The 23,608-nt window shown below is 64.9% G+C and carries 11 protein-coding genes; 10 read left to right on the forward strand and 1 reads right to left on the reverse strand.

Annotation, left to right across the window (positions count from 1 at the left end; translation table 11 throughout):
- Positions 1-18 precede the first annotated feature (18 nt).
- From PFZ56_RS20540 to pelG, 5 genes are read left to right on the forward strand one after another with little or no spacing between them, the layout of a single operon-like run.
- Positions 19-540 (forward strand): penicillin-binding protein activator LpoB, encoded by a 522-nt coding sequence (locus PFZ56_RS20540; RefSeq protein WP_102865063.1) that lies wholly within the window; start codon positions 19-21, stop codon positions 538-540.
- A gap of 5 nt (positions 541-545) precedes the next feature.
- On the forward strand, positions 546-1,916 hold the full coding sequence (locus tag PFZ56_RS20545) for a PelD GGDEF domain-containing protein (RefSeq protein ID WP_110595664.1): 1,371 nt from the start codon (positions 546-548) through the stop codon (positions 1,914-1,916).
- The gene (locus PFZ56_RS20550) at positions 1,894-2,883 is read left to right on the forward strand and encodes a lipopolysaccharide assembly protein LapB (RefSeq protein ID WP_102865061.1); all 990 of its coding nucleotides are present in this window, start codon (positions 1,894-1,896) and stop codon (positions 2,881-2,883) included. Before PFZ56_RS20545 ends, PFZ56_RS20550 begins: the two co-directional genes overlap by 23 nt.
- Positions 2,880-4,412: a GT4 family glycosyltransferase PelF gene (gene pelF / locus PFZ56_RS20555; RefSeq protein ID WP_110595665.1), complete on the forward strand. Its 1,533-nt coding sequence runs from the start codon at positions 2,880-2,882 to the stop codon at positions 4,410-4,412. Before PFZ56_RS20550 ends, pelF begins: the two co-directional genes overlap by 4 nt.
- The gene (pelG, locus tag PFZ56_RS20560; RefSeq protein WP_102879372.1) at positions 4,413-5,783 is read left to right on the forward strand and encodes an exopolysaccharide Pel transporter PelG; all 1,371 of its coding nucleotides are present in this window, start codon (positions 4,413-4,415) and stop codon (positions 5,781-5,783) included. It begins immediately after the preceding gene.
- A gap of 130 nt (positions 5,784-5,913) precedes the next feature.
- On the opposite strand, the gene PFZ56_RS20565 is transcribed toward pelG, so the two are convergent.
- Positions 5,914-6,681 (reverse strand): ABC transporter substrate-binding protein, encoded by a 768-nt coding sequence (locus PFZ56_RS20565; RefSeq protein ID WP_110651687.1) that lies wholly within the window; start codon positions 6,679-6,681, stop codon positions 5,914-5,916.
- 489 nt (positions 6,682-7,170) lie between these two features.
- Here PFZ56_RS20565 and PFZ56_RS20570 point away from each other — a divergent pair, with 489 nt between their 5' ends.
- From PFZ56_RS20570 to PFZ56_RS20590, 5 genes are all read left to right on the forward strand, one after another.
- Entirely contained in the window at positions 7,171-9,312 is a 2,142-nt protein-coding gene (locus tag PFZ56_RS20570; protein WP_170003019.1) for a type I secretion system permease/ATPase, read from the forward strand.
- Positions 9,309-10,697 carry an HlyD family type I secretion periplasmic adaptor subunit gene (locus PFZ56_RS20575; protein WP_170003021.1) on the forward strand — a complete coding sequence of 463 codons (1,389 nt, stop codon included), beginning with the start codon at positions 9,309-9,311 and terminating at the stop codon, positions 10,695-10,697. Before PFZ56_RS20570 ends, PFZ56_RS20575 begins: the two co-directional genes overlap by 4 nt.
- A gap of 2 nt (positions 10,698-10,699) precedes the next feature.
- Entirely contained in the window at positions 10,700-12,859 is a 2,160-nt protein-coding gene (locus tag PFZ56_RS20580; RefSeq protein ID WP_110651693.1) for a type I secretion system permease/ATPase, read from the forward strand.
- 115 nt (positions 12,860-12,974) lie between these two features.
- Positions 12,975-21,986, forward strand: a complete 9,012-nt coding sequence (locus PFZ56_RS20585; protein ID WP_394304424.1) for a TcdA/TcdB pore-forming domain-containing protein — start codon at positions 12,975-12,977, stop codon at positions 21,984-21,986.
- A gap of 78 nt (positions 21,987-22,064) precedes the next feature.
- On the forward strand, positions 22,065-23,570 hold the full coding sequence (locus tag PFZ56_RS20590) for a TolC family outer membrane protein (RefSeq protein ID WP_170003025.1): 1,506 nt from the start codon (positions 22,065-22,067) through the stop codon (positions 23,568-23,570).
- The last annotated feature ends 38 nt before the right edge of the window (positions 23,571-23,608 follow it).

Genomic DNA, 23,608 nt, shown 5'->3' on the forward strand with positions numbered 1-23,608 from the left:
CAAAGAGGAGTGAACCTTATGCAATCCATTCGTTGCGTGAGTCTGGCGATGGCCGCTTTGCTGATGGCCGGCTGCACCAGTTTTACCGGTCAAGACAGCCCTGAACTGTCCAAGAGTGCGCGCTGGGGCGTGTTGCCGCTGGTCAACTATTCCCAGACGCCCCAGGCCGGGGAGCGCAGTGAGCAGATTCTGCTCAGCGTGCTGAGCAGCCGCGGCCTGCAACCCCAGGTCTACAGCGGCGCGCCGGGGCAGGGCGAGCAGGCCTTGCTCGACGACAACGAGCGTCTGGCCGGTGCCATGGATTGGGCCCGCGAGCAGAAGCTCGACTATGTGGTGTCCGGCAGTGTTGAAGAGTGGCAGTACAAAAATGGCCTGGATGGCGAGCCGGCGGTGGGCATCAGCCTGCGGGTGGTCGAGGCGGGCACCGGCAAAGTGCTCTGGAGCAATAGTGGCGCCCGTGCCGGCTGGTCTCGTGAAAGCCTGGCTGGCGCAGCGCAGAAGGTGCTCGACAAGCTTGTCGGTGGCCTTAGGATCGAGTGACTGTCATGAGCTCTCCACACATGGACTACGCGCTGGCGCCCCGCGCCAGCGGTCCGGCGTCATGGCTGGAAACATTCCTGGTGACCGGGCTGGTCATCGGCTTGGGGCTGTGGCTGACGCCGCAGGACCCGCTGCAAGTACAGGCCGAGTTCCCCTGGCCGGTGCTGGCGCCGTTGTTGCTGGGCGTGCGCTACGGCTTTGTCCGCGGCCTGATCAGCGCCAGCCTGCTGGTGGCGGCGTTCTTCATCCTGCGTCAGTCGGGGCTGGAGGCTTACGCGCCTATCGCTTCGTCCTACATCGTCGGCGTGCTGGTCTGCGGCATGCTCGTGGGCGAGGTGCGCGACCTGTGGGAGCGGCGCCTGTTGCGCTTGCAGATGGCCAACGAGTATCGCCAGTACCGACTCGACGACTTCACCCGGGCGCACCAGATCCTGCGGGTGTCCCATGATCGCCTGGAGCAGCGTCTGGCCGGCAGCGACCAGAGCCTGCGCAGTTCCTTGCTGGGCCTGCGCGAGCGCCTGCGTGCGGTGCCCAATGGTGATGATTCGCTGACCCTGCTGGCCGAGCCGGTGCTGACCCTGCTGGGCCAGTACGGCTCGTTGCGGGTGGCCGGGCTGTACCGTGTGGAGCAGGCCGGTAGCGCGCCTCCCACCCTGACGCTGCTGGCCTCCACCGGGACCATGGGCCCCCTGGACAACCAGGACCTGCTGGTGCGTTTGTGCCTGGAGCGCGAAGAGCTGGTGAGTGTGCGTGAAGAGCTGCTCGACAGCGGCGGGCAGGCGTCGGTGTCGTCCCTGCAGGCCTGTATTCCCTTGGTCGACACCCAGGGGCGGGTGCTGGCGATTCTCGCGGTGCGGCAGATGCCGTTCTTTGCCTTCCAGGAGCGCACCCTCAGCCTGCTGGCGCTGCTGGCCGGGCATATCGCCGACCTGCTGCACCCGGATTCACAGGTACTGCAGCTGGAAAACGCCGACGCCCAGCACTTCACCCGCCAACTCAAGCGTTCGCTGGTGGATGTCGAGCAACACGGTCTGTCCGGATGCCTCTACGCCTTTGAACTGACCCAGCCCAACGATGAACTGGCGCGGCTGTTCGAGCGCAGCCAGCGCGGGCTGGACCTGCACCTGAGCCTGGTCAACGGGCGCGGGCACGGGCTGTTGCTGGTGCTGTTGCCACTGACCAGTGCCGAGGGCGCCCAAGGCTACCTGGCGCGCCTGGGCAAGCTGGTTCACGAGCACTTCGGCATGAACGTGGACCTGGCCAGCCTGGGGGTCACGGTGCTGCCTTACGACCTGGAGTCGGCCCGGCAACGCGATGGGCTGCGTAACTTCCTGTACAACGAGTGTGGCCTGAATGATCAGCAAGTGGCTGTTTAGCGGAGCGCTGTTTTTCGAGGTGGGGAGCTGGGCCAGTCTGACGACTCAATTGCCCGACCTGCAGATCGCGCTGCTGTATGCAATGTCCCACGGTATCGCCTGCGGCCTGCTGACGGCGGCGGTGTGGCTGCTGTTGCCGGCCCGCTATCGCCGGCCGTTGCCCTGGAGCCCGCTGTTCATTTTCAGCCTGGCGTTCTTTGTACCGCTGCTGGGCTCGGTCGGGGTGATTGCCGCGATCTTTCCGGCGCTGTATCTGCCGCGCAAGCGCGAGACGCAGATGTGGCAGGCGGTTGGCATTCCCGAACTGCCGTTTCGCGCCCAGACCCATCTGCATTCGCCGACCTTCGGCGACAGCGGCTTGCAGGATGTGCTGCGCCACGCCCCGGACCCCGACCAGCGCCTGGCAGCGCTGCTCGCCACCCGCAAGATGCCGGGCAAGGAAGCGGTGCCGATCCTCAAGCTGGCCCTTGGAGATCCCAGCGACGATGTCCGCCTGCTGGCCTATTCGATGCTCGACAAGCAGGAAACCGACATCAACCAGCGCATCCAGACCGCCCTCGAACAGTTGCCCGGTGCCGCGCCGAAGAAGGCCGGCGCCTTGCATGCCACCCTGGCGCGCTGGTACTGGGAGCTGGCCTACCTGGGCCTGGCCCAGGGCAGCGTCCAGCAGCACGTGCTGGGGCAAGCCGGCGAGCATGCCGAGCTGGCGCTGGAGGCGGGAGAGGGCGGCGAGTTGCTGTTGCTGGCCGGGCGTATCGCCCTTGAGCGGGGCGACATCGGCAAGGCGCGACTGCACATGCACCAGGCCCAGGAAGCGGGCATGGACCCGGCCAAGGTCTTGCCGTTTCGGGCCGAGATCGCCTTTGAAACCGGCAACTATTCAGAGATTCCCGCGCTGCTCAAAAGCTTGCCGCCGCAGATGCAACAACGTCCGCCCTTTGCCGGGCTGGTAAGGACCTGGACATGAAAACCGCCGTCAACCCAACGCCCATTGCCGATGTCTGCCTGTTGCTCGAGGGCACCTGGCCTTATGTGCGCGGCGGTGTGTCCAGCTGGATTCACCAGATGATCCTCGGTCTGCCGCAACTGACCTTTTCCGTGCTGTTCATTGGGGGGCAGCGCGAAGCCTACGGTCAGCGCCGCTACGAGATCCCGGCCAACGTGGTGCACATCGAAGAAGTGTATCTGGAGGAGGCCTGGCGCAATCCCAAGCACAAGCGGGTCGCCCACACGGCGTCCCTGGAAGAATTGAGCAACCTGTACCGTTACCTGCACAACCCGGAGAAACCGGCCGCCGAGCTGGGCATTGGCGTGCTCGATTCCCTGGCCCAGGCGCGTATCACCCTGGATGACGTGCTTTACAGTCGTCCCAGCTGGGAGGCGCTGACCGAAGGTTACGAACAGCACTGTGCCGATCCGTCCTTCGTCAACTATTTCTGGACCCTGCGCACCATGCAGTCGCCGTTGCTGATGCTCGCCGATGCCGCCCGGCACATGCCGCGGGCCCGGGTCCTGCACTCGATTTCAACCGGTTATGCCGGGCTGGTGGGCTGTATTCTCAAGCAGCTGTGGGGCTGCCAGTTGCTGCTCAGCGAACATGGGATCTACACCAAGGAGCGCAAGATCGACCTGGCTCAAGCCAGCTGGATCGCTGAAAGCAGCAATCAGGCGCTCAACGACAGCATGGACGCAGGCTCCGGTTACATCCGCATGCTCTGGGTGCGCTTCTTCGAGCGCATCGGTCATCTGGTCTACGAAAGCGCCGACCAGATCATTGCCCTGTACGACGGCAACCGCCAGCGCCAGATCAAGGACGGCGCGCCGGCCGAGCGCACCCAGGTGATTCCCAACGGCATCAACCTGGACGTCTGGACCCAGGCCCTTGAATCCCGGGCCGACGGCATCGCTCCGGTGGTCGGGCTGATCGGCCGGGTGGTGCCGATCAAGGACGTGAAGACCTTCCTGCGGGCCATGCGCGGGGTGGTCAGCGTCATGCCCCAGGTCGAAGGCTGGATCGTCGGGCCGGAAGAGGAAGACCCCGAGTACGTCGCCGAGTGTCGCAGCCTGGTGGCCAGTCTCGGGCTGGAGCAAAAGGTGCTGTTCCTCGGGTTCCAGAAGATCCAGGACATCCTGCCGCAACTGGGCCTGATGGTGCTGACCTCCATCAGCGAGGCCCAGCCCCTGGTGATTCTCGAAGCCTGGGCCGCCGGCACGCCAGTGGTGAGCAGCGACGTGGGCTCCTGCCGTGAGCTGATCGAGGGCGGCGAGGCGGCCGACCGCGATCTGGGGCTGGCCGGGGAAGTGGTGGCCATCGCCGATCCCCAGGCCACGTCCCAGGCGATCATCGACCTGCTGCGCAGTCCCGAACGCTGGAAGTCCGCCCAGGCCGCCGGTTTGCTGCGGGTGCACCGCTATTACAGCGAAACCCTGATGATCGAACGCTATCGCGCGCTGTATGACACCGCCATGGGCACCGCACACAAGGAGGCTGTGTAAATGGCCGGCATCGGTTTTGAACTGCGCAAGATTCTCTCCCGCGACTCCTACACGGCGACGCTGCACGCCTATGTCTATGCCGGGCTGATCAGCTCCGGGCCCTGGGTGCTGTCGATTCTCAGCGTGATGCTGGTGGGGGTCATCAGCCTGGGGCTGGTGATTCCGGAGGTGTTGATCCGCCAGTTCCTGATCACCGTGACCTACCTGATGGCCACGTCGCTGATCCTCACCGGCGGTTTGCAGCTGTTCTTCACCCGTTTTGTCTCCGACCGCCTGTTCGAGCGCAAGTACGAGCAGATCCTGCCGAACCTGGTGGGTGTACTGCTGCTGGTGACCCTGGGCTCCGGGGTGCTGGGCATCGTGCTGTTGAGCACCTTGTTCGACCAGCCGCTGCTCTACCGCCTGCTGACCCTGGCCAACTTCGTGGTGCTGTGCAACCTGTGGCTGGTGATCATCTTTCTCTCGGGGATGAAGGCCTATAACCGCATCCTGCTGGTGATGCTGGTGGGCTACGGACTGATGGTCGGCAGCGCATTCTTCCTGCGGCACATGGGCATGGAAGGCTTGTTGCTGGCGTTGCTGCTGGGGCATAGCTCGCTGTTGTTCCTGTTTCTCTACGACATCCTGCGCGAGTACCGGGCGGAAAAGCTGGTGGCCTTCGACTTCCTCGACCGTCGCCAGGTGTTCCTCAGCCTGCTGTTGACCGGGTTTTGCTACAACCTGGGCATCTGGATCGACAAGTTCATCTTCTGGTTCAACCCGGACACCTCCAGCCAGGTGATCGGGCCGATGCGCGCCTCGATCCTCTACGACTTGCCGATCTTCCTCGCCTACCTGGCGATCATTCCCGGCATGGCGGTGTTTCTGGTCAGGATCGAAACCGACTTCGCCGAGTGGTACGACCGGCTGTTTCGCGCGGTGCGCGACGGCGAGACCCTGCAGCATATTGGCTCGCTGAAAGCCGAGATGACTTTCTCGATCCGCCAGGGCCTGCTGGAAATCTGCAAGGTCCAGGGGCTGACGGTGGTGCTGCTGTTTCTCTTCGGTCCGCGTCTGCTGGAGTGGCTGGGGATGTCCAGTTATTACCTGCCGCTGTTCTACATCGACCTGATCGGGGTGAGCATCCAGGTGGTGTTCATGGCGATCCTCAACGTGTTTTTCTACCTCGACAAACGCGCGATCGTGCTGGAGCTGTGCCTGTTCTTCGTCGCCCTCAACGCCGCCTTGACCCTGCTGAGCCTGCACCTGGGGCCGAGCTACTTCGGTTATGGCTTTACCCTGTCGCTGCTGATCTGCGTATTGCTGGGGCTGGCGCGGCTGTCGACGGCGCTGGATGACCTGGAGTACGAGACCTTCATGCTCTCGCGTTGAGGCGTGCGGTCCCTCCAGGCTCGCAGTCATGACGCCAGCGCAAGCCTGCTACAGGGCCGAGGTGCTGCTGTGCACTGCGTGAGTTGACCCCTGGCGCGAGGTGCTGATTGACCAGCGCCGGGGCAACGGATCACGGCTCTTTCAGGTAAGCGTTTTTTATCCGCTCCAGCGTGCCGTCCTTGCGCAGTGTCTCGACTGCCGCCCGCAAGTGGCGCACGAGCAGCGCATCGCACTGTCTGGAGCAGGCCAGATACAGATCGGTCTTCATCAAGGACGGACTGACCTGCAACGTCCTGTTTGACAGCTTGCGCCAGATAGCTTGCGTTTCAGGAATGCCGTTGAACCAGGCATCGACGCGCCCCATCAGCAGCAATTGCGCCGGATTCTCACCAATCTCAAACGGATAGATCTGGGCATCGCTAAAGCCCTCTGCCCGCAGTTTTTGCTCTTGGGCGCTGCCTCGGCCAACGGCGATACGGGCAAAGGTTTCCCGTGCCTGCTGCATGCTCTGGACGCGTTTATCGAGGCTGAAAAACGCTCTGTCCATGGTCATGATGGGCGCGATCCAGGTGTAATCAGCCTCTCTTTCTGGCGTGCGCGACAGTGGAATGATCAGCTTGTCGACGCCTTTGCGTACGTTTTGCTGGGCTCGTGCCCAAGGCACTTCGACAAAGTGCAGCGTATATCCGGCCCGGGTCGCCGCTTCCAGTGTCGCGTCGCCGACGATGCCATGCAGGCCGGACTGGTCCAGCATCGATAGAGGCGGCGCTTCGGCGATGTACAGGTCGAAGCTACGGGACTCTGCGCCAGACACTGCAGGCCCCCAGACCATCAGCGCGAGCAGCGTCGTCAGGATCAGCGCCCCCCGCTGGCGCAACGTTTGACTCACATGAGTCATGGCAGTAACTCAACAGACAGTGGCATTTCATGCTCTCGGATTAACGCTGCGTATTCGACACCAACAAAGACCGACCGCAACGACCTGCAAAACGTGCCGCCAAGATTAGAGGGTTATGTGCAGAGATGGATGGATTTGACGGATTATTTTGACCGCTGATTGCCATCACGGTTCAGGGCTGGCGCAACCGGTGAGGGCAGCGACTGCTACGCGCTGACACTCAGGTTGAACAGCCGTGGGCAGCGCTGTATCAGTAGCCTCGCCAGCCTGGGACCAGGTCCCTCTGCATGCGCAGCCTGGGCATGCAGGGGATTTAGGGGACAGCCTTAAGTTTTAGTTAAAACGCTTCAATCAAACTGCTGATTATCATTCGCAATTGGCTGACTCAGACTGCGTTCGTGCCTCCACGCTCCCTGGAGCAAGCAACGAGCGGTCTATGCCAGTCACTATTGCACCACCCCGCAGCCTGTTTTCAGCGGACGCGCCGCTATGACGACGCTGTCTGCCACCTCATCCGCGGCCGATACGGCCGTTCACTCAGCCTTGGCCTGTTGCCATCTGCTGCTGCAACTGACCCAGGAGCGCCTACCGCCAACTGCGCAGCCGCCATCCCAGGAGCAGCCCCCCTCGCCGGACCTGCGCCAGGCCCTCAGGGACTATGCGCGCAACGCCGGCGTTGATCTGCGCCTGGAGCGCCTGGCGCTGGCCCGACTGACGCCGAAGATGCTGCCCCTGGTCTGGCGCAACCACAGCGGCGAATTCATGCTGCTGGCGCGGCTCTCGGACACCCAGGCGCTGGTGCAGCGACCTTCAATGCCGACCCCGGACATGCTCGATCGCCAGCAGTTGGCCGAGCAGTGGAGCGGGGAGGTGATTCGCCTGCGCCAGAGCGGTTTGCGCTTCGATCTGTCCTGGTTCGTACCGGAGCTGCTGCGCCATCGGCGGATACTCGGCGAAGTGTTGCTGTGCTCGCTGTTGCTGCAGGTGCTGGCCCTGGCGACGCCGCTGTTCTTCCAGGCGGTGATGGACAAGGTCATGGTGCACCGGGCGCTGTCGACCCTCGACGTGCTGGTGCTGACCCTGGTGCTGGTGGGCCTGTTCGAGGTGCTGCTCAAGGGCTTGCGTGAATACCTGGCGGCGCACACCGCCAATCGCATCGACATCGGCCTTGGGGTCAAGCTCTTGCGCCATCTGCTGGGCTTGCCGTTGCTGTACTTCAAGCAACGCCAGGTGGGGGCGATCATCACCCGGGTCCAGGAGCTGGACAGCATCCGCGAGTTCCTCACCGGTTCGCTGCTGACCCTGTGTGTCGACGTGGCCTTCACCCTGGTGTTCTTTGCGGTCATGGCCTGGATTTCCTGGCCATTGACCCTGCTGGTGCTGCTGACCCTGCCGCTGTATGCGCTGCTGGCCTGGTTCAGCACCGGTCCGCTGGAGAAGCGCATCGAGCGCCAGTTCTACAGCGCGGCGCGCAACACTGCCTTTCTCAATGAAAGCGTCAGCAGCAGCGAAACCATCAAGAGCCTGGCGGTGGAGCCGCGCATGCAGCGTCGCTGGGAGTCGCAGACGGCGCAGATGGTCGAGGCCGGGTTTGCCAGCCAGACCCTGGGCAGCGCCATCAGCCAGAGCGTGATGCTGTTGCAGAAAGTCACCGCGGTGGCGGTGATCTGCTGGGGCGCGAGTCGTGTCATCGACCTGCAGATGAGCATCGGCCAGTTGATTGCCTTCAACATGATGCTGTCCCACGTCAGCCAGCCTGTGGCCAAGCTGATCGAGGTCTGGCAGCAGTTCGTCCGGGTGCGGGTGTCGGTGGACAAGCTGGGCGACATGCTCAACCTGCCGGTGGAGCAGGCCGAGGGGGATTTGCGCCCGGCACAGGCATTGCGTGGCGAAGTGCGCATCGAACAGTTGGTGTTCCGCTACCGTCCGGAACTTGCGTGGGTGCTGCGCGGCCTGGACCTGCATATCGCCGCCGGGCAGACCCTGGGTATCGTCGGGCCGTCTGGCTCCGGCAAGAGCACGCTGACCCGCCTGCTGCAGAAACTCTATACCCCCGATGGCGGGCGCATCCTGATCGACGGCTTGCCCCTGGATCAGTTGCAGCCGGCCTGGCTGCGCAGCCAGATTGGCGTGGTGCTCCAGGAGAACTACCTGTTCAACCGCAGCGTGCGCCACAACATCGCCCTGCGCCATCCCACGGCCTCCCTGGAAAGCGTGATTGCCGCAGCGCGCCTGGCCGGTGCCCATGATTTCATCCTGCGCCTGCCCTTGGGCTACGACACGGTGCTGGCCGAAGCCGGCAGCTCGTTGTCCGGTGGCCAGCGGCAACGCATCGCCATTGCCCGGGCACTGATGGGCGACCCGCGCCTGCTGATTTTCGACGAAGCCACCAGCGCCCTGGATGACGAATCCCAGGCGCTGATCCAGGACAACATGGCGAGCATCGCCCAGGGACGCACGGTGATCATCATTGCCCATCGGCTGTCTGCGGTACGGCATTGCCAACGCATCATCGCCCTGGAACAGGGGCGTATCAGCGAATCCGGCAGCCATCAGCAACTCTTGGCCAACGGCGGTTGCTACGCGCGCCTGTGGGCGTTGCAGCAGGCGCTGAGCAAGGAGGCGTCATGATGTTCGGCACGCTGTTGTCTCGCTGGCGCCGCGTTTGGCAGCGCCTGGGTGATGCGCGGACGCAGCTCAAGCGCAGCCGCGACGAGTACGAGTTCCAGCCCGGCTACCTGGAAATTGTCGAGCGGCCACCGGCGCCCTGGGCGCGCTGCACGGCGCTGCTGCTGATCCTGGCGATCCTGCTGGCCCTGGGCTGGGCGATCTTCGGTTTTCTCGACATTCATGCCAGCGCCGCCGGGCGCCTCATGGTCTCCAGCTACACCAAGGTGATCCAGGCTCACGAGGCGGGTGAAGTCCGGGCCATCCACGTACGTGACGGCCAGCGAGTCAAGGCCGGCGAGGTGCTGGTGGCGCTGAACCCGATTGGCATCGACGCCGAACTGAGCGAGTTGCGCACGCAACTGGACTTCAAGCGTCTGGAGCTGGCCCGGGCCCGCGCACTGCTGACCCCGGAGCCCTTGCACAGCTATCAGGCACCGGCGGGCCTGGATGCACAGCAGGTAGCAGCGGCCCGGGAGCAACTGCTGAGCACCTGGAAGGAAATCAGCGCCAACCTGGACAGCCTCAACGCCGAGATCGCCATCAACCAGGCCAATCAGCGGGCCCGGGGCAGCGAGATCAGCGCCCTGGGCAAGCTGTCCAGCAATGTGCGCAAACGGCTCCATGCACGCCGGGCGATGGCGGCTGAACAATTGATGCCCATGGTCGAGTTGCTTGAGCAGGAAAAGGAGCAACTGGAAGTCGAGCGTTCGCTGGCCCAGCAACAGGCCGAGCTGCAGGTGCTCAAGGCCCAGGCGCAGAACCGCCGGGAGCAGCGCGACAGCTTCCTGGCCAGGACCCAGCGCGAGCAGCACGAATTGCTCAACCGCAGCCAACAGGAGATCGCGGTGCTTGAGCAACAACTGATTCGCGGCCGCGACCGCCAGCGCCTGCAAACCCTGCTGGCACCGGTGGACGGCGTGGTCCAGCAACTGGCGGTGCATACCCTGGGTGGCGCCGTGCAAGCGGCGCAACAGTTGCTGGTGATCGTGCCCGAAGGGGCCGAGCTGGATGCCGAGGTCATGGTGCTGAACAAGGACGTGGGCTTCGTCAGGGCCGGCCAGCCTGTGGAGATCAAGGTGGATGCGTTTCCCTACACCCGCTACGGCACCTTGCGCGGCACGGTGGAGCATGTCTCCGGTGATGCCATCAAGGACGAACAGCTGGGGCTGGTATTCCCCACGCGGATTCGCCTGGAGCGTGCGGCCATTGCCGCGGGGCAGGGCTGGATGCCCTTGCAGGCGGGGATGAGCGTGACCGGCGAGATTCGCACCGGCGAGCGGCGGGTGATCAATTACCTGCTGAGCCCGATTCGTGAGTATCAGTCCGAAGCGTTGCGGGAGCGTTGAACATGACCCGCGCTTTCGATGCCGCTTGCGAACCCTCAGCGACGCTGCTCGACACCGGCCTGCACGCCCTGGCCTGGGCCGCCCGGCGCTTCGACCTGAACATCAGCGTGGCGCAACTGACTCACCGCCTGGGACGGGTTGAAGGTCCGGCCGACAGCCTTGACCTGCGGCGCTGCGCCGGCTGGATCGGCCTGCGCGCACGGGCGGTGCAGAGCCGGGTGCAGCGCCTGCATCACCTGCCGCTGCCGGCACTGTTGAACACCACTCACGGCTGGGCGGTGCTGGAGGCGGTGGAGGACGAGCAGGTCCGGGTGTTCTGGCCGCTGCAGGGGCAATGCCAGAGCCTGTCGCGCCAGGAGCTGGCGACGCTCTGGCAGGGCCAGGATCAGCGAACGGGAGAGGTGCTGTTGCTGGCCGAGCGGCACGTGCAACTCAAGACCGGTGGTTTCGGCGTCTCCTGGTTCCTGCCGTCGATCCTCAAGCATGGGCGCCAGTTTCGCAGCGTGCTGCTGGTGTCGCTGATGCTGCAAGGGGTGGCGCTGGTCACGCCGCTGCTGTTCGAGAACATCATCGACCGGGTCCTGGTCAGTCGCGGCCTGTCGAGCCTGCAAGTGCTGGGGATCGCCATGCTGGCCCTGGCGCTGTTCGAGCCGTTGTTCGGCCTGTTGCGGTCCTGGCTGTTCAGCAATGTGGCGAGCAAGATCAACGCCGAGCTGTCCGCGCGCCTGTACCAGCACCTGATCCAGTTACCGCTGGAGTATTTCCAGCGCCGCCAGAGCGGCGAGATCATCGCCCGGGTCGGCGAGATGCAGCAGGTCCGCCAGTTTCTCACCGGCTCGGCCTTGACCCTGGTGCTGGACCTGGCGTTCTGCGGGCTGTTCATCGCCGTGATGTACAGCTATGCACCGCTGCTGACCTGGGTGGTGGTGGGTTCCCTGGCCCTGTATTTCCTTTTCTGGCTGTGCGTGGGGCCCTTGCTGCGCAGCCGGGCCTTGCGCGAATACGAGTTGAATGCGGCCAACACGGCGTTTCTCACCGAGACCGTGAGCGGCATCGAGACCATCAAGACCGGGGCCATCGAAAGCGCCTTCCAGCAGCAGTGGCAGCGCCAGCTGGCGGCCTATGTGCGGGCGGCGTTCCACACCCGCATCGTCGGGATCTGGGCCGGGCAGGGCATCGGCCTGATCCAGAAGCTGACCGCGGCGCTGTTGCTCTGGTGGGGCGTAATGCTGGTGCTGGACGGCCAGTTGAGCCCCGGTCAGCTGGTGGCCTTCAACATGCTGGCCGGGCATGTGGTGGAGCCGATCCTGCGCCTGGCCCAGGTCTGGCAGGACTTTCAGCACACGCTGATTTCCCTGCGCCGCCTGGGGGACATTCTCGACAGCGACTGTGAAAGCGGTAGCGGCGGTCTGGCCTCGGTGCCGGCGTTGCAGGGCGCCGTGAGCTTCCAGGGGGTGCGCTTTCGCTACGAAGAAGACGGCCAGGAGGTGCTGCGCCAGCTGGATCTGGAGATCCAGCCGGGCGAGTTCGTCGGCATTACCGGGCCCTCCGGTTCCGGCAAGTCGACCCTGACCCGCCTGCTGCAGCGCCTCTATGTGCCCCAGCACGGCCGGGTGCTGGTGGACGGCATCGACCTGGCCATCGCCGACCCGGTGGCCCTGCGCCGCAACATGAGCGTGGTGCTCCAGGAGAGCGTGCTGTTCGCCGGCAGCATTGCCCAGAACATCCGCCTGTGCCGGCCTCAGGCCAGCGATGCCGAAGTGCAGCACGCTGCGAGTCTGGCCGGGGCGGCGTCCTTTATCGAGGCCCTGGCCCAAGGCTACGAGACCGAGGTGGGCGAGCGGGGCGGCCAGCTCTCCGGCGGCCAGCGGCAACGCATTGCCCTGGCCCGGGCCCTGCTGACCAACCCCGGCATCCTGTTGCTGGACGAAGCCACCAGTGCCCTGGACTACGAGTCGGAAGCGGCGGTGATGGCCAATCTGCAGGGCATCGTCCGCGGCCGCACGGTGATCAGTGTCGCCCATCGCCTCAACACCCTGCGCCACGCGGACCGGATTCTGGTGATCGATCAGGGCCGGGTGCTCGAACAAGGCACACACCAACAGCTGCTCGCCCTGGACGGCGTGTATGCCCGGCAATGGGCACTGCAGATGAAGGATTGACCCCACCCACGGCAGGAGGACTCAGCCACCCGTCATGTCTCCCCACTCCGCATATCCATAGGCAGCCCTGCGCAATACGCAGGGCCCGGCTCAAAACAGACAAAGGATCATTGCAATGGCTTTTATGTCCAAGGACTTCACGCGCCTGCTCAATACCCTGATCGACCAACAGATCAAGACGGCAGGGCGGCAAACCGAATGGTTCCACATGAGCGCCGACGAGCGTGCCGAGTACATCGGCCAGGTCGGCGAGCGCCTGCTGGAAATGCAGCAGAGCACCCTGAGCGTGCTGGCCGCCCAGCACTACCAGATGCAGGACAACCCGGTCTCGGTGGGCGACCAGTTGCAGGTGCTGCGACAACGCCGCAAAGAAATGAAGGCCATCGCCGACACTCCAGCCACCCTTGCCTACAAGCAGCAACTGGACCGCGACATCCTGTTGTACAGCCGCCAGGACACGGCGATCAGCCACTATGACAGCACCTGGAACAAGGCCCTGCGGCTGCTCAGTCCTGGTGGCGCCAAGGCCGAGGTCCTGCACGCCGATGCGCCGGCCAAGCAGAAAGAGCTCAAGGGCCGGATCAACCGCCTGGAGAAGCTCCTGAGCGTGCAGGTTGCCGACTCCACCTTCAGTCAGGCCTACGTGACCCTGTTCTCCGAGCTGCAGGCCTACAAGGAGGTGAGTACTCGCTACAACGCCTTGCTCAAGGCCGCACCGCAGCAGCAGGCCGCGAGCCTGGCGGCACTGGCCAAGCCGCCTCGGGCTTCCGACGAGCTGCCGGTGAACCTGTCACTGCTGATGATGGAAGAGCGCCCGGGTTACATCCGCATGAACGTGGCACTGGTCAATGCCAGTACCGATGGGCGCTTCAAGGACTTCTACCTGGACCACGGCCGGCTGGTGGTGCCCACCGACGGCGTGCTGAATTTTTCCTTTGGCACCGCGGCCCGGTCCCTGGCCTGGCAGCAACAGTACCGGCTCAAGAGCGAGCCGCCGTCCATGCGCTCGCCGACCTATGCACCGATTCGCTCGGTGCTGGTCAAGACCGGGTTCGTCGAGCAGTACTTCGCCAACCATCTGGTGTCGGAAAGCTCCCTGCGTGAAGGCTTCAAGGCCCAGGTGCTGAGCAACGGCCACAAGCTGCTGTTGACCAACGTCGATCGCAAGGTGCCCAACCAGGTCGGCATCCAGGTATCGGGCCAGTCGCCCGGCACCAGCGTGCCCCGCGAAGTGCCCCTGGCCAGCGCCTTGAGCGAGCTGATCAACCAGAACGCGGACCTCAGCAGCTTCCAGACCCTGGGCGTCGAAGACTATCGGCAGAACAGCTACCACCCGGACCGCGACGGCCTGTTCGTCAATATTCATGAGCTGGAGCGCTCGGTCGGCTTTGCCGAGCACCAGTACCTGCTGGAAATGCCCCAGGGCGACGCTTTCCGTTCGGCGACGCCGTTTGCCCTGATGACCGTCGAGGGCGACAAGGTCAGCAGCAGCCACCTGAGCAAGGCTCAGACCGAGGCTTTGTACCAATACAACGCGGCGTTTTTCGAGCGCCTGGAACAACTGCGCGACAAGGGCTTCAAGGCCAGCCGGCTGTTCGAAGGCAGCAGCGAGCGCGCCACCTTCGTGCAACAGCTGACGCGCTTGCTCGAACGCAACCACATCACCCCGGCCGGGGTGCTGCTGGCGCAACACAGCCGTCCGAGCCTGCGGGATATCAAGGGCAACAACCTGAACAAGGTGCTGTGGGAACAGGCCTTCGCCGCGTCGGTCTGGCAGAGCCACGACAACGATCAGCTGCTGTTCGACCTGGGGCAGAACCTGGTGCAGAGCCAGGCACTGGGCAAGGTCCTGCAAGGCGGCTATCTGCAAAGCGACATTGCCCAGGCCAAGTTGCTGCTGGCACCGCTGTATGAACAGTGGCGCGCCCAGGCGATCGAGGTGGAAACCCAGCGCGTGGCCAGCGCCAACGCCGGGCAGCACCCAGGCAACCCGAAGGTGCATGTCTTCGATCAGGTGGCGCTGGAGCGCGGCCTGGACAGCAAACTGCTGAACCTGTTGTTGAGCGGCCCCCAGGGCCTGGCACCGGCCGACGGCGCCTTGCGGCCGACGGTCGAGGCGCTGTTGTCCGGCGACCAGGGCCGCAGCCTGCGCAAGCAGGCGTTGTTCCATGCCCTGCGCCCCGTGGCCGACAGCTTTTCCAAGGCTGCGGTGCCGGTCAATGCCCATGCCGCGCTGACGCCGAAAACCGGCTCCGACAAGGTCATGATCAACAACCGGCTGAATCAGCCCGACCCCTACCTGATCCTCAATACCCACCCGGAGCAGGCCCAGACCGATAAAGCACTGCTGATCCAGGACGACAAGTACCGCAGCTACAGCCAGTTCCGTCCCGACCCGAACAATGAAGCCACGCGCTACATGAACGATTTGGACACCCCGTTCGTGGGGGGCATCTCCGGGACCACCCAGACCGTCAGCAATGCCTTGCCGGAGTTGCTCGGTAGTGTGCCGAGCGTCAAGCAGTACTGGCAGTTCCAGATGGCCAACGCGGCCTTCATGATCCGCAACGGCTATCACTCGTTCTTCGAAACCCTGTATGTCGCCGCCCGCTATGAACCCCAGGGGCCGGACAGCATCGGCCAGGACCTGCTGCAGACCTTCGACCGCTACCGTGCCCAAGGGCGCCGCGAGGCCTTGCACGGGGAGCTGTACGACGCGGTGATGGCCCGGGTCCTGCCCATCGTCAATCAAGGCCTGGCGCCGAGCGAGGAGTTCCATCCGCCGCGCTTCACCGACCTGGGCCCGCTGCCCGCGCTGTTGGGGCAGGCCGCCAAGGACCGGCAACTCAAGAGCGGATTGGCGGGGCTCGGGACCGGCTTCGAACCACGCCAGGGCAGCGCCGACATTCATCAGTTTGCCGCCGACCCGGTGCAGTTCGCCCAGACCCACACCCTCAGCGCCGAGGCCCTGGTCAAGGCGGGACGCTTGCCGGCCCAGGGCAACGTGCAGTTGGTGGAAGTCGCGCCCAAGCTGTATGAGCTCGAATACACCGAGCACAGCGCCAACTCCGTAAGCGCCGCGAGCGCGGACAGCGTGCCGGCGTATTTCCTCGGCTACAACGGGCCGAACCAGGCCAACGCCGCGCCGGCCTATGTGGACATTCCCCGGCAGGCGCGCCCGGGCAGCTTCCTGTTTACCGGTAGCTTGTCGGGCTGCTCGCTGGTGGTGACCCGCCTGGACGCCGATACCTATCGGGTCTATCACGACGGTCGGGTCAACAGTTCGCTGCTGTACGACAACGTGGTGATGGCGGTCGACTACAAGGACTACCAGGTGGCCGGCACGGCCGAGGGCCTGGCTGCGGCGTACATGCAATTCGTCGACGGCCAGTGGCAACTGGTGTTCCAGCGCCAGGAGTACCAGCGCGAAGGGCAGATGGTCTGGCCGAAGTTGCGCGAGGGGGCAGAGCCGCTTGCCATCCAGACCGCCGACAGCCAGGTGCAGGAACGCAACCGGACCCAGTTCGCCGAGTACCGCGAACAGGTGCACCAGAACCTGAAGAAAGTCGCGAGCCAGTTCGGCGTGTCCAGCGAAGGGGTGGCCGATGGCGTCTACAACGGCGGCGATTTCTCTGCCGAGCATCCGGCCATTGCCGCCTGGAATCGGCTGCGCGAAGCGGTCCAGGCCAAGGTCAGTACCGACATCGAACAGCTCAGCAACCAGCGCTATCAACTCCAGGAGCAGCGGCGCGGGGCGGGCGACAAGCGCCTGATCGATCAGCAGATCAAGCAGCTCAACCTCACCCAGGACTTCTACCGGGCGCAGTACGAGCCGGTATTGCGTGAGGCCGCTTCGGTGGAAAAGACCTGGCTCTGGCAGCAGATCCAGGCCCAGCAAGGCAGCGCTGCGGTGGTGCGCACCGACGACACGGCGATCCAGGGTGGCGGCGATGAGCGCAGTACCAGCGTCGGCGAGCGCTACGCCATAGCCGAGGCCTATCAGCGCGGGGCCCGGGGCACGGCCTTCAGCGATGGCGTGCGGGATTTCCGCGAGATCAAGATCCCCGGGCTGGACGGCAAGCAGTCGGCCCTGGAAATGAAGCGGCTGTTTCTCGACGGTCAGCTCACGCCTGGGCAGCGTGGCGCCTTGAGTGCTCGCATCAGCGAAACCAGCCAGGCCGAATACATCGACAAGGTGCTGCGCCAGACCGCGACCTTCAGTGAAGATTTCCAGGGCGCCGGCAGTGTCTTCAGTCAGTTGGCGCCCCAGGATTTCTACCTGTCGCTGGTGGGGGATCGCTCCGGCGGCCGCTGCTACCCGCTGGTCAGGGCCATGGCCGTGGCCCTGGCCAATGGCGGCGAGGCGGGGGTCAACAGCCTGGTGCAGAAGCTGTTCCTGGCCTCGGCCGATCCCCAGGCCGGCAGCTCGACCTTGCTCAAGAACAGCCTGATCCGCCTGCATTCCAATGTCGACGCGGTCCAGGCCTCCAAGGCGCTGGGGCAGTTCCAGTTGTCCGACGTGGTGGCGCGGCTGGCCAACAGCAGCAGCGACTCGATGTTTGCCCTCAACACCCAGAACCACTCGATGCTGGTGGGCAGTACCCAGGGTCCCGAAGGCCGTCGCTACTACTTCTATGACCCGAACGTGGGGATCTTCGCCTTCGATTCCAGCAAGGGCCTGGCCAAGGCCATGGAGCAGCACCTGGTGCGCCGCAAACTGGCGGCGCACTACGGCTCGTTCGGCAGCCAGTCGCAGCCGGCCTTCAACCTGGTCGAGATCGATACCCACAAGATGGCCGAGGTGCCGCTGGGCAGCGGGCTGAATGTCGCCGATCTGTCTCGTCCCGAGGAGTTGGCCGGCGTCATCGGCCAACGCCGCCAGGTGGAGCAGGCGGTGGGGGCCCAGCAACGTGTCAGCCAGGACCTGCGCCTGGGTGCGGCGCTGACCACCTTCGACGCCGAGCAATGGGGCGCGCGCTTCGATGCCGCCAGCACCCGACTGGCCCAGGAGCACCAGCTGGGCAGCCAGTGGATACCGATCATCGCCAACACCGAGGCGCAGCCGGAGGGCGGCTATCGGGTGCAGTTCATCAACCGTGACCAGCCCGAGCAGACCCGCTGGCTGAGCACCGACGACGGCACCTTTGTCGAATTCCGTCGTTTTGTCGATGAGCACATGAGCGTGCTCAGCGAGCACTTCACCCTGGAACACGGGCAGATCCGGCCCCGCGCCGGGGTCAGCGAAGCGGCGCATGTGGACGGCCTGAACGCGGGCTTTGCGGTCCAGACCCTGATCCAGTGGTTGGCCGACAAGAACCGCAAGGACGCAGCCCAGGGCGTGGTGTCACCGGACCTGGCCACGGCCCTGAAGATCCATAGCTACCTGGGCCTGGCGCAGATCGGCCACGGCACCCTGCAAGATGTGGCCAAGGTCACCCAGCTGGTGCAAACCGCGTTGCGCGGCGAGGCCCTGGCCGCCGAGTCCTCGCTCAAGGACTTTGCCTCGACCCTGGGGCACACGGTCAACGAGGGTGCAGGCGTGCTGTTTGGCGGGGCCATGGTCGGCCTGGATGCCTATGAGCTGGCCCACGCCGAAAACGATGTGCAAAAAGCCGTATTCGGCACCCAACTGGCGTTCGATTCGGCGAGTTTTGTCAGTGGCGCGGCGGGTATCGGTGCCGGGTTGGTCGGCGCCTCGACCACCGCAGCGGTGCTGGGCGGCGCGGGGGTGATCCTCGGCGGCCTGGCGGTAGGCTTCACGGCACTGGCCCAGGCCTTTGGCGCGGTGGCCGAAGACGCCAAGGCGGTGGGACGTTACTTCGATACCCTGGACAAGGCCTATCAAGGCAACGGCTACCGTTATGACGAGAAACAGCAGGTGCTGGTGCCGCTGCCCGGAGCGGTGGTCAAGCGCCTCGACCTGCGCTCAAGCGAGGTCGTTTTCGACAGCCAGTACATCTACCGCACCCATCACGGTTCCACCGGCTCCGGGGCGATCAACTACTTCTTCTGGGTTGGCGACTTTCCGCGGATGATCCACGACCGCGACCAGGCGATCGAGGTGCGCAGCGGCATTGGCCACGGCGCCCAGCCGCCCAAACTCGACCACGGCGACAGCCGGACGGTGATCCTGCCGGGCACGCCCAAGTCCTACATCAGCTACGAGTACATGATCCTGCCGGGGGCCACTACCCGGCATGACACGGGCTTCGATGTGATTCGCAGGCTCGAGCAGGACCGGCGCTTCGACTACGACTTCTACATCTTCCCGAGCGAGGAGACGATCCGGCGCATTCACCAGGAGTACGTCGAGACGCCGGTAGAAGTGCTGCTGGATGGGCGCAACCGGCAATTGGTCGTACCGCAGCTGCCCAAGGAACTGTACGGCTACCTGCGCTACGACATCCAGGGCGCCGGCGGCGAATACCTGATCGGCCTCAACCAAGGCACCGAGGTCAGGCTCAGCAACGAGGCCGGCAGTCAGCGGTCACGCTGGATCATCGACAGCAGCCAGCTGGAGAGCGACAGCATCACGGTGGCCAAGGACCATTTGCTGGTGGGCGGGGTCAAGGTCAGGCTCGATCCGGCCCAAAGCGGCGAGGTGCTGCTGGTCAACGCCAAGGGCGAAGTGCGGGCAGTCGATTTTGTCGGCCAGACCACCGACGTGGTCAAGGAAGACGCCAGCCAATGGCAAGTGCCCGGACAGCGCATCGAACAGCACCTCAAGGACCTGGCCCAGGCCCACCAGTTGCACGGCCAATACGTGCTGGTGGAGAACTACAAGCACGGTGAGCGCAATGTCGGTCGGGCGTACTACGACGTCGCCAAGGACCGCATGCTGTTCACCGACACCGATGTGCAACAGGCCGGCAACGCCCAGCTGGGCGCGGTCATCGGCGAGCATGCCTACTTCGTCGATGCCCAGAACGCCGCCGCCTGGCGGGTCGACATTGCCAGCGGCAAGGTCGATGCGCAGTTCGCCCCGTCGTTCAACCAGAGCGCTGGCCAGATCAGCCGGTTCTGGCAAGAAGGCGATGCGGTGTATCTGGCCCGTCGTTATCAGCTCAAGGAACGGGAAGCCGAGCTGAGCTTCCGCATTCTCGGTGACCGGATGGAGCTGGTGGGGGTGGTCGGCGATGAGTCGCTGCTGCAACTGTCGGCAAGCAACGGTCAGCATGGCAAGGACGCCAAGACCCTGCTCAGTACCCTGCTCAAGGGCTACGAGGCTCAGACCACCCAGCGCGATACCCCGGTGTACAGCCTGGGCGCGCCCCTGCTGGAGCCGACCGCGGCAGAGCTGATCACGGTATTTGGCCTGGATAACGCCAAAGTCGCGCACCGCTACTGGGTACGCAGCCGCGATGGTGTGGTGATCAAGCCGAACCTGGCGCCACCGGCCGGGCAGGCGCCGAGTGCCGATGCATCGGGGCAGGTGCAAAGTGCCTGGAAGATTCCGGCGGATCTGGTGTTGGCCGGCAGCCTGGCCCAGCCCGGTGGCCAGGAGGTGTTCTATTTCTACAGCCAGGCGCAGCAGGTGCTGTTCCGCCAGGAAGGGCCGGGGCAGCAGGTGCTCGATGCCGGCCAGCCAAGCGCCTTGCGCCTGACCACGCCGCCCCTGGCCAATGTGCTCAATCTCAACGGCCATCTGTTGGCCGTGACCAAGGACGGGCGCATGGCGCGGATCGAGGCGACCGGGCGCCTGAGCTATGAGGCGGTCAATGAGCATTGGCTCAAGGGGCGCAGTAGCTGGTGGAAGGACCTCGCCGAGGTCGCCGGCAGCAACGCCACCCTGGCGGTATTCGGGGTCAAGGCTGCCGACGGCAAGCGTGCGCTGCCAGTGTGGTACCACAACGCTCAGGTGGTGGTGGCGTCGTCCGCGCTGCAAGACAAGCCGCTGCAGTTTCTCGGCTTCGACGGTGCCAGTGGCAGTGCCCGGCTGTTCGAGCCCGAGAGCGGCAAGCTCTATCTGCAGCCGCCGCTGACATCACAGGCACTGCCGAGCGCGTTTGGCAACGATGAGGTGCTTGAGGCCTCGGCCCAATTGCCGGCCGCCATTGACTGGATGCCCACGCTGCAACTGCGCTCGGCAGTCCAGGTCGATGCCGGCTTGCGCTTGACCACCGTGCAGGGCGAAGTGCTGCTGCGCAGCAACAACGGCGATGTGCAGTTGGTGGCCGTGGACAAGGGCTGGCAGCAGGCACATCTGGGCAATCTGCCCCAGGCCCTGGCGACCGTGGCCGGACAGTGGGGCGCCAAAGGCGTGTTGACCTTGCAGGATGGCGCCAGCCGCGGCTGGTTCGATATCGCCAGTGGGCAGATGTTTGCCAGCAACGGCATTGCGGGCAGCGACCTGCGCTTTATCGGGGTCGCCGCCGGGATGCCGCACTCGGCCTATGTCTATAGCCCGACCGAGCAGGCGCTGTATCAGCTCAAGGACGGCAAGGCACTGCAGCTTGGCCATTACGCCAATGTCGAGCGCATCGGCTCCTCGCTGCTGCTTCAGGGCGCCAGCGGCAATGGTCATCAGGATGATCTGGCGCCGCCGTTGATTGCCGGGGTCGACAGTGTGGTGCTGCACGGCGGCGCCGGGGATGACACCTACCGCTTGACTTCGGCGATGTGGGCGCATTACCGCACGGTGGTCATCGACAACGACGATCCGGGCCTGGCCCTGGACCGGGTGATCCTGCCAGTGGCCGATGGCAAGAACATCCTCGTCAGCCGGCAGGGTGAGGATGTGCAGCTGACCGACACGGGCAATGGCACGGCCCTGGTGCTGCGCCAAGTGCTGGGCAACCAGGCGGCCGCCCATGGGCATTTGCTGATCGAGCTCAAAGGCGATTCGTCGATGCTCAGCGTCGAGCAGCTGCTCAAGGGCTTTGGCCCGAGCGGATCGGCCCGGGACAGCGTGTTCGAGCTGGCCTGGAGCCAGCGCGAGACGCTACCGGCGGCGAATGCTCTGAGCTCGGCGGCGAATGAGCTGGACTCGGCTCCGGATGGCCAGGGCCCCAGCCTGGCAAAGCTCAGCGGGGCCATGGCGGCCTTCGCTGACACGGGCGGCGCTCGCGAACAGCTGCCGAAAAACCATCAGGCCGCGCAGGCGGTGCTGGTGCCTTCACTGACCTGACCGCGCAGAAGCAACACAGGAGGGGCGCAAAGCCTCTCCTGTCTGCGGCTCCCTCTTTTCCCGGTGTTAGATCCAACCATGAGCAAACCCATGAATTCGCGGCAGCGAGCCTTTGCCGGCTGGCTGCTTGTCGTCCCGCTGCTGGCGGCGCCCCTGGCGCAGGCGGTGCCATTGCCTCGGCAAGACCTGCCACAAAACTCAGCGCAGCATCCGCCACCCCCTATGTCACAACAGCGGCACCAGGCGCTGCCCAGTGACCTGTGGCGGGTGTACCTGGATGCCCGGCAGAACAACAGCGAGCTGGCGGCGGCCCAGGCCGATCAGGCCGCCCGCGCCGAGGCAGTGCCCCAGGCCAGGGCCGGCCTGCTGCCCACGCTGTCCGCCAGCGCCGATCTGAATGCCACCCGCACCTCCCTGCAGCAGCCACGGCAGGACACCCGGCGCGGTGGCAGCAGTTATCAGGCGGTGCTGAACCAGCCGATATTCCGCGCCGATCGCTGGTTCGCCCTCAAGGCGGCACAAGCTGAAGACCAGCAGGCCCAACTGGAGCTGGCCGCCGCCGAGCAGAAACTCATGTTCGACAGCGCCCAGGCCTATTTCGGCCTGCTCAAGGCCCAGGATGCCCTGGCGGCGGCCAAGGCCGAGGAAGCGGCGCTCAAGCGCCAGCAGCAACTGGCCGAGCGCGGCTTGCAGCTGGGCCTGTCGGACCGCACCGATGTGCTGCAGGCCCAGGCCGGGCATGACACCGCGCGGGCCAACCGCATCGTGGCGCAGAAGCAGACCGATGACGCCTTCCAAGCCCTGGACACCCTGACGCATCAGCAGTACCAGGCGATCCAGGGGCTGCGCCACGACATGCCGGTGCTGTTGCCCGAACCCAACGACGCCCGGCGCTGGGTGGACACGGCGGTGCGCCAGAACCTGACCCTGCAGGCCAGCCAGTTCGCCCTGGAGGCGACACAGCAGACCCTGAGCGCGCGCAAGGCCGGGCACGCGCCGACCCTGGATGCGGTGCTGCGCTACCAGATCGGTGACAACGACAGCCTGGGTTACGGCAACAGCGATATCCGTGGCAACGGCTACGGCGGCAACGTCGAGCAGCGCACGGTCGGGCTGCAGTTGAATATTCCGCTGTTCAGCGGCGGCCAGACCCGCTCCCAGGTGCGCGAAGCCCACCAGCGGATGAACCAGCGCGAGTCCCTCAACGACGGCTTGCGGCGTCAGGTTGTGGAGCAGACCCGCAACCTGCATCGTGGCCTTAACAGCGGTGTCGATCAGGTGCAGGCGCGGCGCCAGTCGATCATCTCCAACCAGGGCGCGGTGCTGGCCTCGCAGATGGGCTTTCAGGTCGGAACCCGCAATATCGTCGATGTGCTGGAGGCGCAGCGTCAGCTGTACAACGCCGTGCGCCAGTACAACAACAGCCGCTATGACTACATTCTCGACACCCTGCGGCTCAAGCAAGCGGTGGGAACCTTGTCGCCCCAGGACCTCAAGGCGCTTTGTGATTACCTCAAGGCCGACTACGATCCGGACCTGGATTTTCTGCCGCCGGAGTTTCCACGCCGGCTGGCAAAACGCTGACAGGGCCTGGCAAGGCACCGGGCCGGGGTTGGCGGGCA

The organism is Pseudomonas danubii (assembly GCF_042980055.1).
In the GTDB taxonomy this organism is placed as follows: Bacteria; Pseudomonadota; Gammaproteobacteria; order Pseudomonadales; family Pseudomonadaceae; genus Aquipseudomonas; species Aquipseudomonas danubii.

Excerpts from the sequence above, each read along its gene's own strand:
- PFZ56_RS20540 (WP_102865063.1), top strand. The coding sequence starts at position 19 with ATGCAATCCATTCGTTGCGTGAGTCTGGCGATGGCCGCTTTGCTGATG.
- PFZ56_RS20545 (WP_110595664.1), top strand. The coding sequence starts at position 546 with ATGAGCTCTCCACACATGGACTACGCGCTGGCGCCCCGCGCCAGCGGT.
- PFZ56_RS20550 (WP_102865061.1), top strand. The coding sequence starts at position 1,894 with ATGATCAGCAAGTGGCTGTTTAGCGGAGCGCTGTTTTTCGAGGTGGGG.
- pelF (WP_110595665.1), top strand. The coding sequence starts at position 2,880 with ATGAAAACCGCCGTCAACCCAACGCCCATTGCCGATGTCTGCCTGTTG.
- pelG (WP_102879372.1), top strand. The coding sequence starts at position 4,413 with ATGGCCGGCATCGGTTTTGAACTGCGCAAGATTCTCTCCCGCGACTCC.
- PFZ56_RS20565 (WP_110651687.1), bottom strand. The coding sequence starts at position 6,681 with ATGACTCATGTGAGTCAAACGTTGCGCCAGCGGGGGGCGCTGATCCTG.
- PFZ56_RS20570 (WP_170003019.1), top strand. The coding sequence starts at position 7,171 with ATGACGACGCTGTCTGCCACCTCATCCGCGGCCGATACGGCCGTTCAC.
- PFZ56_RS20575 (WP_170003021.1), top strand. The coding sequence starts at position 9,309 with ATGATGTTCGGCACGCTGTTGTCTCGCTGGCGCCGCGTTTGGCAGCGC.
- PFZ56_RS20580 (WP_110651693.1), top strand. The coding sequence starts at position 10,700 with ATGACCCGCGCTTTCGATGCCGCTTGCGAACCCTCAGCGACGCTGCTC.
- PFZ56_RS20585 (WP_394304424.1), top strand. The coding sequence starts at position 12,975 with ATGGCTTTTATGTCCAAGGACTTCACGCGCCTGCTCAATACCCTGATC.
- PFZ56_RS20590 (WP_170003025.1), top strand. The coding sequence starts at position 22,065 with ATGAGCAAACCCATGAATTCGCGGCAGCGAGCCTTTGCCGGCTGGCTG.